Annotated in this window: 13 protein-coding genes and 2 pseudogenes; 8 read left to right on the top strand and 7 right to left on the bottom strand. The window is 67.6% G+C overall.

The features are described from left to right. Positions 1 to 167: 167 nt before the first annotated feature. From ABZV91_RS26170 to ABZV91_RS26155, 4 genes and pseudogenes are all read right to left on the bottom strand, one after another. Positions 168 to 323: pseudogene (locus ABZV91_RS26170) on the bottom strand (IS481 family transposase); the annotation flags it as partial. 162 nt (positions 324 to 485) lie between these two features. Beyond that, positions 486 to 779 (bottom strand): helix-turn-helix domain-containing protein, encoded by a 294-nt coding sequence (locus ABZV91_RS26165; RefSeq protein WP_355246876.1) that lies wholly within the window; start codon positions 777 to 779, stop codon positions 486 to 488. Positions 780 to 913: 134 nt separating this feature from the next. Next, positions 914 to 1129, bottom strand: a complete 216-nt coding sequence (locus ABZV91_RS26160; protein WP_355246870.1) for a hypothetical protein — start codon at positions 1127 to 1129, stop codon at positions 914 to 916. Positions 1130 to 1327: 198 nt separating this feature from the next. Next, positions 1328 to 2380 carry a class I SAM-dependent methyltransferase gene (locus tag ABZV91_RS26155; protein WP_355246867.1) on the bottom strand — a complete coding sequence of 351 codons (1053 nt, stop codon included), beginning with the start codon at positions 2378 to 2380 and terminating at the stop codon, positions 1328 to 1330. Between the two features lie 658 nt (positions 2381 to 3038). Here ABZV91_RS26155 and ABZV91_RS26150 point away from each other — a divergent pair. Next, on the top strand, positions 3039 to 3374 hold the full coding sequence (locus ABZV91_RS26150; protein WP_355246864.1) for an AraC family transcriptional regulator: 336 nt from the start codon (positions 3039 to 3041) through the stop codon (positions 3372 to 3374). On the opposite strand, the gene ABZV91_RS26145 is transcribed toward ABZV91_RS26150, so the two are convergent. Both ABZV91_RS26145 and ABZV91_RS26140 read right to left on the bottom strand, forming a co-directional pair. Further along, complete coding sequence (locus tag ABZV91_RS26145) at positions 3356 to 3931, bottom strand: dihydrofolate reductase family protein (RefSeq protein WP_355246861.1); 576 nt, start codon at positions 3929 to 3931, stop codon at positions 3356 to 3358. The genes ABZV91_RS26150 and ABZV91_RS26145 overlap by 19 nt on opposite strands. 144 nt (positions 3932 to 4075) lie before the next feature. After that, positions 4076 to 4849, bottom strand: coding sequence for an NAD(P)H-binding protein (locus ABZV91_RS26140; RefSeq protein ID WP_355246859.1), 774 nt, complete (start codon positions 4847 to 4849; stop codon positions 4076 to 4078). A gap of 373 nt (positions 4850 to 5222) precedes the next feature. Between ABZV91_RS26140 and ABZV91_RS26135 the strand changes: the two genes are divergently transcribed. From ABZV91_RS26135 to ABZV91_RS26120, 4 genes and pseudogenes are all read left to right on the top strand, one after another. Beyond that, positions 5223 to 6020, top strand: a complete 798-nt coding sequence (locus tag ABZV91_RS26135; protein WP_355246856.1) for an alpha/beta fold hydrolase — start codon at positions 5223 to 5225, stop codon at positions 6018 to 6020. A 26-nt stretch (positions 6021 to 6046) separates the two neighbouring features. Beyond that, positions 6047 to 6844: a MerR family transcriptional regulator gene (locus tag ABZV91_RS26130; protein ID WP_355246853.1), complete on the top strand. Its 798-nt coding sequence runs from the start codon at positions 6047 to 6049 to the stop codon at positions 6842 to 6844. A gap of 78 nt (positions 6845 to 6922) precedes the next feature. Further along, positions 6923 to 7870, top strand: a pseudogene (locus ABZV91_RS26125) (ATP-binding cassette domain-containing protein). After that, positions 7867 to 8628 carry an ABC transporter permease gene (locus ABZV91_RS26120; RefSeq protein ID WP_355246850.1) on the top strand — a complete coding sequence of 254 codons (762 nt, stop codon included), beginning with the start codon at positions 7867 to 7869 and terminating at the stop codon, positions 8626 to 8628. The pseudogene ABZV91_RS26125 and the gene ABZV91_RS26120 overlap by 4 nt, the downstream one beginning before the upstream one ends. Here ABZV91_RS26120 and ABZV91_RS26115 read toward each other — a convergent pair. Next, a complete protein-coding gene (locus ABZV91_RS26115; RefSeq protein WP_355246847.1) occupies positions 8612 to 11767 on the bottom strand; it encodes a BTAD domain-containing putative transcriptional regulator in 3156 nt (1051 codons plus the stop codon). The two genes, ABZV91_RS26120 and ABZV91_RS26115, sit on opposite strands and share 17 nt — an antisense overlap. A 202-nt stretch (positions 11768 to 11969) precedes the next feature. Between ABZV91_RS26115 and ABZV91_RS26110 the strand changes: the two genes are divergently transcribed. The 3 genes from ABZV91_RS26110 (at position 11970) to ABZV91_RS26100 (ending at position 14243) form a co-directional block, all read left to right on the top strand. After that, entirely contained in the window at positions 11970 to 12203 is a 234-nt protein-coding gene (locus tag ABZV91_RS26110) for a ferredoxin (protein WP_355246844.1), read from the top strand. 112 nt (positions 12204 to 12315) lie between these two features. Continuing rightward, positions 12316 to 13530 (top strand): cytochrome P450, encoded by a 1215-nt coding sequence (locus tag ABZV91_RS26105; RefSeq protein ID WP_355246841.1) that lies wholly within the window; start codon positions 12316 to 12318, stop codon positions 13528 to 13530. A 68-nt stretch (positions 13531 to 13598) separates the two neighbouring features. After that, on the top strand, positions 13599 to 14243 hold the full coding sequence (locus tag ABZV91_RS26100; RefSeq protein WP_355246838.1) for a hypothetical protein: 645 nt from the start codon (positions 13599 to 13601) through the stop codon (positions 14241 to 14243). Positions 14244 to 14521 lie beyond the last annotated feature (278 nt).

Raw genomic sequence — 14521 nt, 5'->3', positions numbered from 1 at the left:
CGTTTCCGTGTCGCCATGAATATCGAGCCTTTCCGCCCACAACGTGGGCATTCAGACTCTCACAACCCCCGGACCGAACCAGCGGGGTCAGGTCAGTCTGCTTAGCGTGACTTTCTCCGGGATGAGCCTCAACCCCTCTATGGGCATTTCCACCGGACCGATCGCCAGGCTCGGGAGATGCCCATCTCGGCGGCGACGTGCGCGATCGGGCGACTCCGGCAGCGTTCGACGAGGCGACGGCGCCCTTCGCGGCTCGAGGGGGCGTCGCGTGTGTCATCGCGGCCCGGCGTCCGTCGTGCACGGGAGCGTGCAGGGCGCGGCAGCGCGGCAGACCATTCCCATGGCCACGAGCACAGTCCAGCCGAACGTCGGATACAGGACTGAGAAAGTGTTAAGTAACCTGGTGGTTAGTTGGTGATGTTGAGGTTCCACCGCGTTGCTGGAGGGTGGGGGAACATCATCGACTCCACGAAACCGGGGGAACATCAAGCCCTCCAAGGAAGCGGGGGAACCTCAAACCCCCGTTCGTTGAAATCGTGGATCACCTGCCGCACATACGCTTGCGACACCTGCATCAACCGGGCGATCGCCGGGACGGGCTGATGCTGCGCTGATGCCATCACCACGATCGCGCGTCGCGTCCTGATCGGCTGTTTGCTTGTTTTGGTGATCTTCTGCAACCGGCGCCCCTCGTCCGGGGTCACCTCCCGCACGAATACTTCTGGTTTCCGGGCCATCGACACCACCTCCACCGGCAGCATCGCCGTCGGCAAGCGCACGATCAAACCGACACTCGGTATTACCGCCGCAACCTATCTGGACGAGGCACTAGGAAACACAAAACAAGGGCAACTGGACCGCCAGTTCACCGGAATTCAGGGGCCGCCATCTTCGAAGTGGCCTGCCTGCCACCTCAGCAATGCAGCAAGAACCTTCGCCTGCGCGGCAGCCATGCGTTCCGCTCCGCACCACTGACATAGTGAATTTCGAAGGTCACCCCGCCACACATCACGTCCACAGCAGGTTCCTCGACCAGTTTACCGTCCAGTCCCGGTATTGCCTGGTCGACACAATCGGCCCGGTCGCCAATCGAAGCATCACTCACCGAAACAACCGACTCGGGCACCATCGAGACAGGATCGACCTCGCTGTTTTCAGCTACTCAAAGAATTCTCGCTCAAACCGCACCTCAACGCGGGCAGGCGCGCTGGGCTCTTGTTCGATGACTACGTATGGGGCCAGCGTTCGTCCGATCGTCGGTGGTCCGCCACCCACTACACAAGCGACCGGACCGACCAGCAGAAGTCACGAAAGATCGAGGTTGGACTCAGCTCCTGAACACGGTCCAGACGGCCGGATGTTCCAGCACGGTCTCCGCCGAAAACATACCACTCTCCTGCAGGTGCGTCTGCAAACTTTTATCCGTCATGACGCCCTTAACGGCAATCTGGATGGGGTTCCGATCACCCAATGCCATAAGCTGAGCCGCCAACTTGCCCACGAGGTCGTTGCCCTCGGTCGACCTGAACGGATTGTAGAAGTAGAAGGCTGTGCCTTCGGAAAGATCGGCCCTGAGCAAATCCTGCGGGAGGAAGTGTACGTGCGATAAACCCAGCGCGGCTGCGCGCCCATAGGCGAAATGCGCGTATGCGGACTCCATCTCAAGCCCGATCACCTTGCCGACGGGAGTGACCGTCCCGAAGAATATACTGGCCTTACCGACGCCCGAACCGAGGTCGACCAGGACGTCTTTGTCTGTCAATTTCAGTGCTTTCGCCACCGGGGTCAGGTAGGCCATCCGCGACGGCTCCGGCCCGGCGATATGCGGCGGCTTTTCCGGCCCTAACCGAGACAGCCAGTCATACTGCTCGCTCGGCTTCTCCGCCGGCTTAATGCCGTGATATCGGTATTCCGGAATGCCCAAGACGTGGTCGACATGGCGGTCCACCTGCCTGCCGTAGCCGAGTTCGGTCGATTCCATGAGCTCGCGTCCCCAGGCTTCCCGCGCTCGACGCCGCGTAGCATCATCACCTCGGTAGAACAGACGTTCCCTCACCTCGAGGAAGTGCGGGTCGGTCTCCGTTCGCCCGAACTCCCACGGGTCGAGCGTGTCGGTCGCATAGTACCGTCTCAAATAGTCCCGGTTGGCGACAGCGGCGGCTTTGCCGACTTCCCGGTCGTCGTAGTACTGCCTGGTTTTCCTGTAGTACTCGGGGGTGAAGTACTCTTCGATGGGCACCCCAAATTTGGTCTTCCTGTCCTTGTCGGTCAGGGCAGGGTGAGCGAAGCGAAGCCCCCTGCCACTGTGACGCTCGGCGAGATACGGGGCTGCTCGTTGCACCAACTGCTCGCATAACTCGTCGGTGGCGTCGGCCATCAAGACTCGCAGTATGTCCGCCCTCAGCAACGGGTCTCACGCCCGTGCACGTGATGGGTGCAGGGCACACCCCTTACCAACCGCCGGGCTGGGGCCCACGATGAACCACAGCAGCACTTCCACAACCCCAATGTGCTGTCACCGCACCCTCTTTCCCGGAGGAAGGCAGCGCTCAGCTCACTGCTGCAAAAAATCGGCATTTCGTCTGCGGTAGCCTCTCGCTGCGGTGGATTCACGATTTCCGGCCTTGACCATCAACTCCCAGAGGCATGCTGCGTGGGAGATCCGTGTCCAGGTCGATGGTATCTTGACCGGGGCCCTGTGGGCGGGTCACGGACGCAGCGCGCGTCGTTGCGCACGGCCTGCGTCCTCATCTCCCAAGTCGATACAGCCGGTGACGGCCGGCATCGATTCCAGTACCTTGGGTGAGATCGTTCTGGCTCCTGCGACTGGCCGACGATGAGTGCCCTGCTCGAACGAAGTCTCTACCAGCGAAAGTTGGCCAACATACGATCGCCGCGACTGCGACGCCCCGAGTCGGAGGGCACGAAGGTCCCAGACCTACGATCGATTTCGTCTCGAGCGCCTCACCTGTCAGTGCTGCTTCATAGGATTCACAGCAGACACTCTTTCATGGATTACGAAACACGGGGCGTGCTCAGTGAACACAACAGGCCGCAGGCGCCAGTCTGCCAGCCCGGAGCCGACGATCGTACCGGTCTCCCGGCTCCCGGACCGTGTGCTGACCGGCGAGATCGTGCTACCGAAGTACGGGCTCACCCGGGGCGCTGTCCGGCAGATCGGGCGCGCCCGTACCGCCGCGCTGCTGCTGACCTCGGGCGAGGCGGTCGGCGATGTCGTCGACAAGCTCGGGTACTACGACGAACCCCATCTCGCCCGGGCACTGCGCCGGTACGTCGGGCGGACGGCGCAGCAGCTGCGCACGGGCGAGGGCGGCGCGATCGCGCTCGACACCGGTCAGCGCACGACGTCGTAGACCAGCTTGGTCACGCCGTTGGAGTAGGTGGCCGAGTCCCGCGCCCGGAGGGTCTGCTTGTCCCGGTCGGCGCGGCTGAACAGGCTCTTCCCGGCGCCCAGCAGCACCGGGAAGACGAGCAGGTTGTACCGGTCGATCAGGTCGGCGTCCGCGAGGCTCCGGGCCAGTTCGGCGCTGCCGTGGATGTAGATCGCGCCGCCGTCGGTCTGCTTCAGCTTCGCGACGTCGTCCGCGGTGCGCAGGATGATGATCGGGCCCCAGCCGTCGATCAGCGCGTCCTCGCGCAGGCCGGACGAGACGACGTATTTGGGCAGGTCCTTGTACGCGGCGTGATCGTCGGAATCGCGCCAGGTCGGGGCGAAGGCCTCGTAGCTGCGGCGGCCGAACATCAACGCGGTCGTATCGGCGAGTTCCTCGCCTTTGAGCGCGAACGCCTCGGGCACGAACTCGGTGTCCATCACCCAACCGCCGCTACGGTGCCCCTCGACCGTGCCGCCGGGTGAGTCCACGACGCCGTCCAGCGACATGAAGCCTGTGTAGACGAGTTCGCGTGTCATCGGTTCCTCCTGATCATGGGCCTCGGATTCGGCCTGGAGTCAGCGTAGGAAAAGTGGCCGTCGTTGTCTTGGACGAAACCGACACGACCACTGCCGGACGTGTCACGCCGAGGAAACCCGGGCCGGCGCGAAGCCCACCGGACATCAGCGGCCCCGATACCGTTCCCCACGCGCGGCGAGGAACTCTTCGAAGGTGATCCGTCCGTCCTTGTGGTCCGGAGCGAGCTGGCGCCCGGCGCGGAAGTCGCGCATCGCCCTACCCGGCAGCGGAACCGCGAGCACCGGTCTGCGACGCCCGAGAACTCGCAGGTAGGCCCGCGCCAGGTCGGTGGCGGCGCGTATCTGTGGCCCGCCCAGGTCGGGTACCCGCCCGCTCGCGGGCCCCGCCGCGAGCCCGGCGAGGCGATCGGCTACCTCGGTGACATCGACCGGCTGAAAGCTCACCTTCGACGGCATCGCCAGGACCGGCAACAGCCGCTGGGCGTCGCATATCTCGGCGATCAGGTCGTGGAACTGAGTGGCCCGCAGTATGGTCCACGGCAGCTCCGACCGCGCGATCAGGGCTTCGCACTCGACCTTCGCGCGGTAATAGCCGAGTGCGTGGTCGTCGATACCGACGATCGACAGATACACCAGGTGGGGGCGGCCGGATGCCTGTGCGGCCTCGATCAGCGCGCGGGTCGCGGTGATATCGCCGCGGCCGTTGGTCGTGGCCAAGTGGACGATCACCTCGATACCGGCGAGGGCGTCGCCCAGCCCGGCTCCGGTACTCAGGTCCCCGACCACCCACCGATGGGCCTCCGGTGGGCGTTCGGAACGGGTGAGCACCCGCGCGTCATGCCCCGCGGCGAGCAGCTGGGGCACGAATACGCGTCCGAGCCGCCCGGTACCGCCGGTGACCAGTATCCGTTTCGCCATCAGTACCTCCGTGGTGACCGACGATTCGCCTCCGCACTGCCATCCGGGCACCGGAAACTGCCGGTCGTCCGGGGCGGCGACGATACGTGGGCCGGGCTCGGACAAACCAGCAGCTGAGTATCTCGCGCAGTTTGTCCCGGGAGAAGTCCGGCCTGTCGGCATTCCGTGCGAATCGCAAGCAGCATGTCGAGCGTAGTGTCGATCGCGCGGAGGTTCGCGGCGACACGGTGCGGCAACGTCTCGGTACTCATCACTGTGCCCCGCCGATCCTCCAGAGCGCGGTATCGGAGGAAGGACGCCTCGAAGTCGACCGCCGCAGCGATCCACGGTGCAGGTTGACCCTGACGCAGGGTCAACCTTTCACGATGGTCGTATGGGTACGACAGTCGATCATTTCACCGTCCATACCGATGACGCCACGATCGCGGTGTCCCGAGGCGGCCGGGGACGACCGCTGGTTCTGTGCCCCGGACTTCTCACGACACAGGCCGATCTCTGCGAACTGACCGATCTGCTGCGGCGCGACCACGATGTGATCACCTTCGATCTGCGCGGTCACGGCTTGTCCTCGGCCGCACAGCGCTACACCTTCCGGGCGTTCCTGGACGATTTCGTCGCGGTGATGGCGGCGGTGGGCAGGCTGCGCCTGCCCGCGGCGCCGATACTCGTCGGCCACTCGCTGGGCGCCGACCTGGCGGTGCACTATGCCTCCGAGCATCCCGGCAGTGCCGCTGCCATGGTGCTCGTGGACGGGGCGAACCCCGTGCCCGAACCGTTTATCACCGAAGCCGATCTGCCGGAGTTCCGTGCCGTGTTCGACAACCTCGCCACCTGGGCCGAGAATTCGGCGGGCACCCCGCGCCAGGTGCTGCTCACACCGCGGGAAGTGCTCGACCTGAATCTCGAGGTGGATCTGGTGCGGTCGACGATCCTCGACCGGTATCGGCGAATCGATTGTCCGATCAGTGTGATCGTGTCGACGTCGATGGCCGGTGACAGCGGCGAGGGGCGAGCACTGTGGCGCAATCGGAATTGGCGGGCGGGTATCGAGCGGCTGGTCCGCGACCGGCCGCATATCGCCGCGTGGTGGCTCGACGCCGGTCACGGGCTGACCACCACCCACGCCCGCGATATCGCCCGCATCATCGGAAGTTCGCGGACCACCGGGTAATCGCTCGGGTCGAGGAGACTGGTGCAATGCTCACCATCGGCGAGGTGGCCGCGTACGCCGGAGTGACGGTGCGAGCGGTACGGCACTATCACGCCAAAGGACTGCTACCGGAGCCGGAGCGCGACCACTCCGGTTATCGGAGATACGACGCTGCCGTTGTGGTCGAGCTGATCAGGATCCGGACGCTCGCCGAGGCCGGGGTGCCGTTGGCGCGCGTGCGGGAGCTCCTCCTGGCCGACGCGGTGGAGTTCGCGGCAGCGGTCGCCGATATCGACGCGCGGTTGCGGGCAGAGATCCGGCAGCGACAGCGGCTGCGCGACCGCATCGCCCGCCTCGCCGCCGGAGACCATGTGGCGCTGCCGCCACAGTTGGTCGAATTCCTCGATCGGCTGCGCGCACTCGGAGTCGACGAGCGGATCGTCCGGGTCGAGCGCGACGGCTGGATCCCGCTGGTCGCGCATTCGCCGGAGCGGGTCTCGGAGTTGATCGCTCGTAAGCGGGAACAGATCGACGACCCCGCGCTCATCGATTTCTATCTCACGCTGGGCCGGGCTCTGGACCGGCCCGACGACCGCCGGCTCGTCGAGTTGGCCGACAAGATGGCCGCGTACATCACGCGGCTGGCCGACGACGAGGGCGCGGACTACCTCAATGACCTCGATATCGAGCCGCCTCTGGTGAAACTCCTGGACGCGCTGGCATTCGACGCCTGGCCGCCGGCCCGGCGATTGACCGAGTTACTGAAGGAGCGGGGCTGGAGCGGCTGGACCGAACTCGAACACGTGGGCCCGCCAGCGGTTGCCGATAACCCGGAATCGGGCTGACCGGGCCGAATACCGTGTCAGCGGCCATATCAGCCGCGCGTCAGGACCATGTCAGCCGCCCCGCCGACAGTTCTTCTCATGAGCAATTCGGCAATCGCGGCCTCGGGGCTGCGGAAGGCGTACGAGGACAAGACCGTCCTCGACGGTATCGATCTGAACATCGAGGCCGGCACGATCTTCTCCCTGCTCGGCCCCAACGGCGCCGGCAAGACGACCACGGTGAACGTGCTGACCACTCTGTTGAAGGCCGACGGCGGCACGGCGCGGGTCGCCGGGCACGATATCGCGACCGAGACGAAGGCGGTGCGGGCGGCGATCGGGGTCACCGGACAGTTCGCGGCGGTGGACGATCTACTGACCGGGGAGGAGAACCTGGAACTGATGGCGGATATCCATCGGCTCCGGGGGTGACGAGCGCAAGCGGGTCGTCACCGAACTGCTGGAGCGGTTCGATCTCACGCAGTCGGCGCGGAAACGGGCGGCGACCTACTCCGGGGGTATGCGGCGGAAGCTGGATCTGGCGATGACGCTGGTCACCAAGCCGGAGATCGTTTTCCTGGACGAGCCGACCACCGGGCTGGACCCGCGGAGCCGGCGCACCATGTGGGAGATCGTGCGGGGTCTGACGGATCAGGACGTCACGATCTTCCTCACCACCCAGTATCTGGAGGAAGCCGATCAGCTGGCCGACCGGATCGCGGTGCTCGATCACGGGCGCATCGTCGCGGAGGGTACGCCCGATGAACTCAAACGCCAGGTGCCCGGCAGTTGTATCCGGCTGCGGTTCGCCCACCTGGGCGAACTGGACGCGGCGGAACGGGTCCTACCCGGCTCCACCCGGGACGACGAGTCACTGACGCTGTGCGCGTGCCCGGGGACGGCGGCTCGAAATCGCTGCGGCACGTGCTGGACCGGCTCGACGAATCCGCGCTCGAGGCCGCCGAGGTCTCCGTCCACACTCCCGATCTCGACGATGTGTTCCTTTCCCTCACCGGCCACGCGACCACGGAGGTCACCGCACCATGAGCACCATCACCGCACCGCTGACCGATTCGTCGATCATGCTGCGTCGCAATTTCAAACACTCCGTCCGGAATCCGGTCACCATCTTCAACGCGGCCTTCATGCCGGTGGTGATGATGTTGATCTTCGTATACGTGTTCGGCAGCGCCTTCGACGTCGGCGGCGAGTACATCGATTACGCGACGCCGGGCATGCTGCTGCTGGCCATCAGTTACGGGTTGTCGGGCACCGCGGTGGCGGTGAGCTCGGATATGTCGAAGGGCATCATCAACCGGTTCAAGGTGATGGATGTGTCCCGCAGCGCGGTACTGACCGGCCATGTCGTGGCCACCATCCTGACCAACGCGGTGGCCGTCGTGGCGATCCTCGCGGTGGCGTTCGCCCTGGGGTTCCGGCCGCCGGCCACCGGGCTCGATTGGCTGGGCGCCCTCGGCATCCTGGCGGCGACCTCGTTCGCCGCTGCCTGGCTCACGGTCGCGCTGGGTATGGCGGCGAAAACCCCCGAGTCCGCCGGTATGGGTGTGGTGCCGCTGATCATGCTCCCCTTCGTGAGCACCGCGATCGTGCCCGCCGAGAAGATGGGTCAGGGGATGCGGCAGTTCGCCCAGTACCAGCCGTTCACACCGATCATCGAATCCTTGCGCGGATTCCTGGCCGGTCACCCGTCCGGCGGTTACACGGCCGCGGCGCTCGCCTGGTGCGCGGGATTCGCGCTCGTCGGCTACGTGTGGTCCCGGGCCACGTTCAACAAGCGAGCGTGAGGGCGGCCAGTTCCCGCCAGTCCGCTTCCGCGCCCTCCCGCATCGCCTCGGTGAAGTCCGCTTCACCGAGGCGATCTCGTACTGTCCGCTCGATCCGGGCCGCGTCCGGCTGGGATCGGTCCGGCACACCGTGGACCGCGGTGCTCGCCGCGAGCAATCGCGCGGCCTCGACGGCGCGGTCCGCGCGCAACGCCAGATCAGCGATCCCGACGATCACCTGGGCGACCAGCATCGCGTGCCCGGCCTCCGTGGCCGCTCGGAAGGCCGCCGTGTGGTGCGTGCGGGCCTCGTCGAGATCGGTGGCGAGGTAGCCGTGCAGGGTGTGGATCGCGGCGGCGGGCTGGGGCTTCTCGGCCTCGCTGCCCAATACAGTGGTGGCAACACGGACCTGTTCGTGGGCCTGTTCGGTATCGCCGGCCCACCGGGCCAGCTCCGCCCTCGCCAGGGCCAGTTCGGCCAGTGCCACCGGCCAGGCGACCCGGCCCGCGCACCGCTGCGCCTCCGCCATCGCGGCCGCGCTCGCCTCGGTAGCGCCGGCGAGCCAGTACAACTGGGCCTGCCGCGACAGCAGACCGACGATATCCTCGGTCGCGCCGATCTCGGTCACCACGGCGACCGCCTGCTCGAACAGTTCACAGGCGGCGGTGAATTCGCCGTGGGTGGCGAATCGATTGGCCCGTTCGGTCAAGGCGAACGACATACCCCATCGCTCACCCAACTCGCGGAACTCGGTCAGCGCCGCCGCGAGGTATTCGTCCGCCTCCGGCCCGTCCTGCCCGAGCACGATCCGCATCTTGCCCATCTGCAGCCGGGCGAGCGCGCGCACCCAGGGGTCGTCATCGGCGAGCAGCGGTTCGAAGGCGGTGGGTAGTCCCTCCGGACCGTGCAGCATTCGTTCCAGCGCGGCGATGAACGACAGGGCGGGATGGCCCGCCCGGACATCCCGGCTCGCCGCGTACGCCTTGCGGATCCATTCCCCCACCTGGATCGCGTCATTACGCCCGGAACTCAGGAAATGCACGACCAGCGCGTAGACCAGTGCCCTGGTTGCGTCGTCCACCTCGGCGGGCGCGTCCGCGACCGCCGAGACGAACTCCAGGCCCTCGGCCTTGTACCCCCCGAGCCACCAGTACCACCCGGCGGCCGCGGCGAGCCGCAGCGCTCCGGCGGCGTCACCGGCCGCGAGCGCGCCGCGCATCGCGACAGCGATGTTGTCGTGCTCGGCCTCCAGCACGGTGAGCCACTCCAGTTGTTCGGCGCGGCGCAGATGCGGTTCCGCGGTCGCGGCGAGACCGGTGAAATACCCGAGATGCGCTCGGCGTGCCGCATCCGCCTCCCCCGACTCCTCCAGCCGGTCTCGGGCGTACTGCCGGATCGTGTCGAGCATCCGGTAACGCGGCTCGGTCTCCCCCGCGGTGAGCAGCAGCGATTTCTCGGTCAGCGCGGTGAGTAGTTCGAGCACCTCCCACGGCTCGACTCCCGTGTTCGGCCCGTCGCCGGTATCCGAACACACCTGTTCCACCGCCGCCAGACTCGCGCCGCCGGCGAACACCGCGAGCCGGCGCAGCACCGTCCGTTCGGCGTCGGTGAGCAGCTCCCAGCTCCAGTCGACCACCGCGCGCAAGGTCCGGTGCTGCGGGATCGCGGTGCGACTGCCGCCCGTGAGCAGCCGGAACCGATCGTCGAGGCGGTCGGCGAGCTGATCGAGGGACATGGTGCGCAATCTGGCCGCGGCCAGTTCGATGGCCAGCGGTATCCCGTCGAGCGCCCGGCAGACGCGGCCCATGGTCGCCAGTGCGCGGGGGTCGGCGGCGAGATCCTTGCGCACCGCTCCGGCGCGGTCCCGCAGCAGTTGCACCGCCGGGGACGCTTCGATCGCCTCGGGGTCCGCGTGCTCGGCGGGTAGCGCCAGCGGCTCGACCTGCCACAGCGCCTCACCGGTGATACCGAGCGGTTCCCGGCTGGTGGCGAGGATCCGCAGCCGCCGGCACTCCCCCAGGGCCCGGTGGGCGAACACCGCCACCGCGTCGATGACGTGCTCGCAGTTGTCCAGGATGACCAGCGTCTCACGGTCGCGCACAGCGGCGACGAACCGTTCGATCGGTTCGGCATTCGGGGCGCCGCCGAGCAGCGCGTCCCGCAGGCCGAGCGCGGCGATCGCCGATTGCGCCACGTCACCGTCCGCGTCGACGGACGCCAGTTCGACCAGCCAGGCGCCGTCGGGCAGGTCGTCGAGCAAGGTCTGTGCTGTTTCCTGCGCCAGCCTGGTCTTTCCCGAACCTCCGGGGCCGGTCAGGGTGGTGAGCCGATGGTTCGCGACGAGGTCGCGTACGGCGGCGATATCGGCGTACTTGCCGATGTAGCCGGTGAGTTCGGCCCGCAGGTTCGTCCGGCGCTCGGTGTTCTCCGCGCCCACCTCGCCGCGTAACAGCGCGACGTGCAGCCCGGACAGTTCCGGGGAGGGATCCACACCCAGTGTGTCGGCGAGCGCCTCCCGCGCGTCCTGGTACACCACCAGCGCCTCCGAACCTCGGCCCGCGGCGCCGAGCGCGCGCATCAGCGCGGCGACAAGCCGTTCCCGCACCGGATACCGGGCCACCAGCTCGGTCAGCTCGCTCACCTGCTCCGCGGCCCGGCCGAGCCGGATCTCCGACTCGTACAGGTCCTCGGTCGCGGCCAGGCGCAACCCCTCGAGCCGGGTGATCACCGCGTCCACGGCCTCGTTGTCGCGCACTTCGACGTCCTGCATCGGCGCGCCGCGCCACAGGCCGAGTGCTTCGCGCAGCAACCGGGTCCGCTGCGCGTCGTCCCGGCCGCGGGCCTCCTCGAGGAGTTGCTCGAACCGCACCGCGTCGACCGCGCCGGGTCGCACGGTGAGCCGGTATCCGCCCGCCTGCCCCTCGAGCGAGCCGTCCGGGAGCAGCCGGCGCAGCCTGGAGACCAGCGCCTGCAGGGCGTTCGCGGCATCGGCGGGCGGCTGCTCACCCCAGATCCAGTCGACCAGGGTGGTCCGTGGGACCACGCGGGCGGGTTCCAGTGCGAGGGCGATCAGCAGCGTCCGTAACCGGACGCCCGGTACCTCGATGGATCCCCCGTCGTCTGCTCGGATATCGAGCGGTCCAAGCAACGCGATCTGCACCCGACCATTCTGCCGCAGCGGGCCGCGCGGACTTTCCGCGACTGAATACACGTCCCTGACCAGTGCAAACGCCACATCAGTGGATATGTCAGCGCGGTATCAGGCCGGTATCAGCCGGGTCGGCGACAGTTCTCCCATGACCAGATCGGCAAGAGCGACCAGCGGCCCGGACAGCCCGGTCGCCCAGCGGGAGGGAGCATCCATGGAACTCGCGGTCGACCGGGAACGCTGCATCGGCGCCGGTATGTGCGCACTGCTGGCTCCGGAGCTGTTCGACCAGGACGACACGGACGGCCGGGTGCTGCTCCTGCACCCCGCGCCCCCGGCCGCACACCACTCGGCCGCCCGCGAAGCCGCCCACAGCTGCCCCGCGGCGGCGATCACCCTGCTGGGCCGGGCGCCCGCGCCGGAACCGGACCGGCACAGCGGCGACTGACGAAGACGGGACATCCCGGCGCACCGCCCGCAGACCCGGCCCCGAACACCTACACCACCGATCACCCCGTTGTCCCGCACTGCCCCGGGACCTCGAAACGACAGGAAACACGATGAGCGACACCGCTTCCGTCCCGCACGGCCTCCCCACCGCCCGCGATGCCGGACCCTTCGACCCGCCCCGCGAGATCACCCGGCTGCGCGAAACGCGCCCGGTCAGCCCACTGATCTTCCCCGACGGGCACGCCGGCTGGCTGGTCACCGGATACGAGGAGGTCCGCGCGCTGCTGGCCGACACCCGCTTCAGCTCCCGCCAGGACATCGGCGTCGTGCACGCGCTGGACGCGAGTCCCGATATGCCCGCCCAGACCGAACCGTCCCCGCAGATCCCCGGCCTGTTCATCGCCATGGACCCGCCGGACCACACGCGGCTGCGGCGCAAGCTCATCGGCGCGTTCACCGTCCGGCGCATGAAACAACTCGAGGAGCACATCGCCGAGGTCGTCGAGCGGCAACTCGACGAGATGGCGAACCTGACCCCGCCGGTCGATCTGGTGCGGGCATTCGCGCTGCCGGTGCCCTCGCTGGTGATCTGTGAACTGCTCGGCGTCCCCTACGCCGACCGGGAGACCTTCCAGACCAACTCCGCCAAGTTCCTGCTGCGGGACCAGCCGTTGGAGGAGAAGATGGGTGCCTACGGCGCGATGATGGGTTACCTGGCCGAACTGGTGGCGGCCAAACGCGCCGAGCCCGGCGAGGACATCCTGTCCGACCTCGCCCGCGACGAGGACCTCTCCGTCGAGGAACTGACCGGCATCTCGTTCCTGCTGCTGCTCGCCGGCCACGAGACCACCGCGAACATGCTGGCACTGGGCACCTTCGCGCTGCTGGAGAACCCTCAGCAGCCGGCCGACCTGCGCGCGGACCCGGACCTGATGCCGGACGCGGTCGAAGAACTCATGCGCTACCTGTCGGTCGCCGATATCTTCTACCGCTACGCCACCGAGGATCTGGAACTCGGCGGGGAGCTCATCCCCGCCGGATCCACCGTCGTGGTCTCGCTGCTGGCCGCGAATCACGATCCCCGGCGTTTCGACGACCCGGACACCCTCGACATCCGCCGGAAGGCCCGCGGTCATGTGTCCTTCGGGCACGGCGTGCACCAGTGCCTGGGCCAGCAGCTGGCCCGGGTGGAGATGCGCGCCGGTTTCGCCGGACTGCTGCGCCGCTTCCCGGCACTGCGGCTGGCCGTGCCCGCCGGCGAGGTACCGCTGCGCACCGATATGAACATCTACGGCGTCCACGAACTGCCGGTCACCTGGTCCTGAACGGCCCGGCGGACCATCCGTCGGCACCCACCCACCGAACTCTTTTCCGCACACCGAGGAGCACAGTCATGCCCACATTCGCGACACCGGAACCGATCACCGTCGCCGTCGAAGTACTCTCCGGCGAGGTCACGGTCGCCGCCTCCGACCGCACCGACACCGTGGTCGCGATCCGGCCGGCCGATCCCACCAGGAAAGGCGATATCCGCGCCGCCGAACAGACGCGGGTGGATTTCACCGGCGGCACCCTGAGCGTGATCACACCCCGCGATTGGCGGACCTACACCCCGTTCGGCGGCAATCCGTCGATCGCGGTGACCATCGAGGTGCCCAGCGGCTCCCGGCTGAAGGGCACCGCCGCGGTGGGCCGGCTGGTGGGCACCGGCGAGCTCGGCCGGTGTGATCTGGAGGTGGCCGCCGGCGATATCGTCGTCGAGCGCCCGACCGGTTCCGTGACCGCGAAAACCGCCAAGGGTGATATCCGCATCGGCGAGGCCGTACGCGGGGAAGTGCGGTTGGAGACCTCCATGGGCGAACTCGAGGTGGGGATCGGCCCGGGCAGTGCGGCCCGGGTGGAAGCGGGCGCCTTGCACGGCACGGTGCAGAACCTGATCCAACCGGTCGACCCGGCCGCGAGCAATGGGGACACCGTGCTGGTGTACGCGCGTAATTCCTACGGCAACATCATCGTCCGGCACGCGAGCGTCGTCTGACCACTTGGTACGAACAATGCGGCGGGCCTTCCCGGAAGGCCCGCCGCAGTGCTGTGCGCTGCCCCGCCCGGACGGAACATTTGTCCAATACATCCTCTTCCGCCGCGGCGATGCTGGCATCCGTAGCCGGGAACGAGCGGTTCCCGGATCTCGGGACGGGTGGCGACCACCGCCACCGGACTGCACAGCAGGAGAGCCATGAACGACTTCGACACAGGCACTCGACCAGCGCGGAACCGGGCGGCAGGCTCCGGCCACCGTTGCCACGCCGGCCCGAT

The sequence above is a fragment of the Nocardia sp. NPDC004568 genome (assembly GCF_040609955.1).
In the GTDB taxonomy this organism is placed as follows: domain Bacteria; phylum Actinomycetota; class Actinomycetes; order Mycobacteriales; family Mycobacteriaceae; genus Nocardia.
The sequence above is the reverse complement of the archived record's forward strand: the minus strand, read 5'-3'. Positions and strand labels throughout refer to the sequence as shown.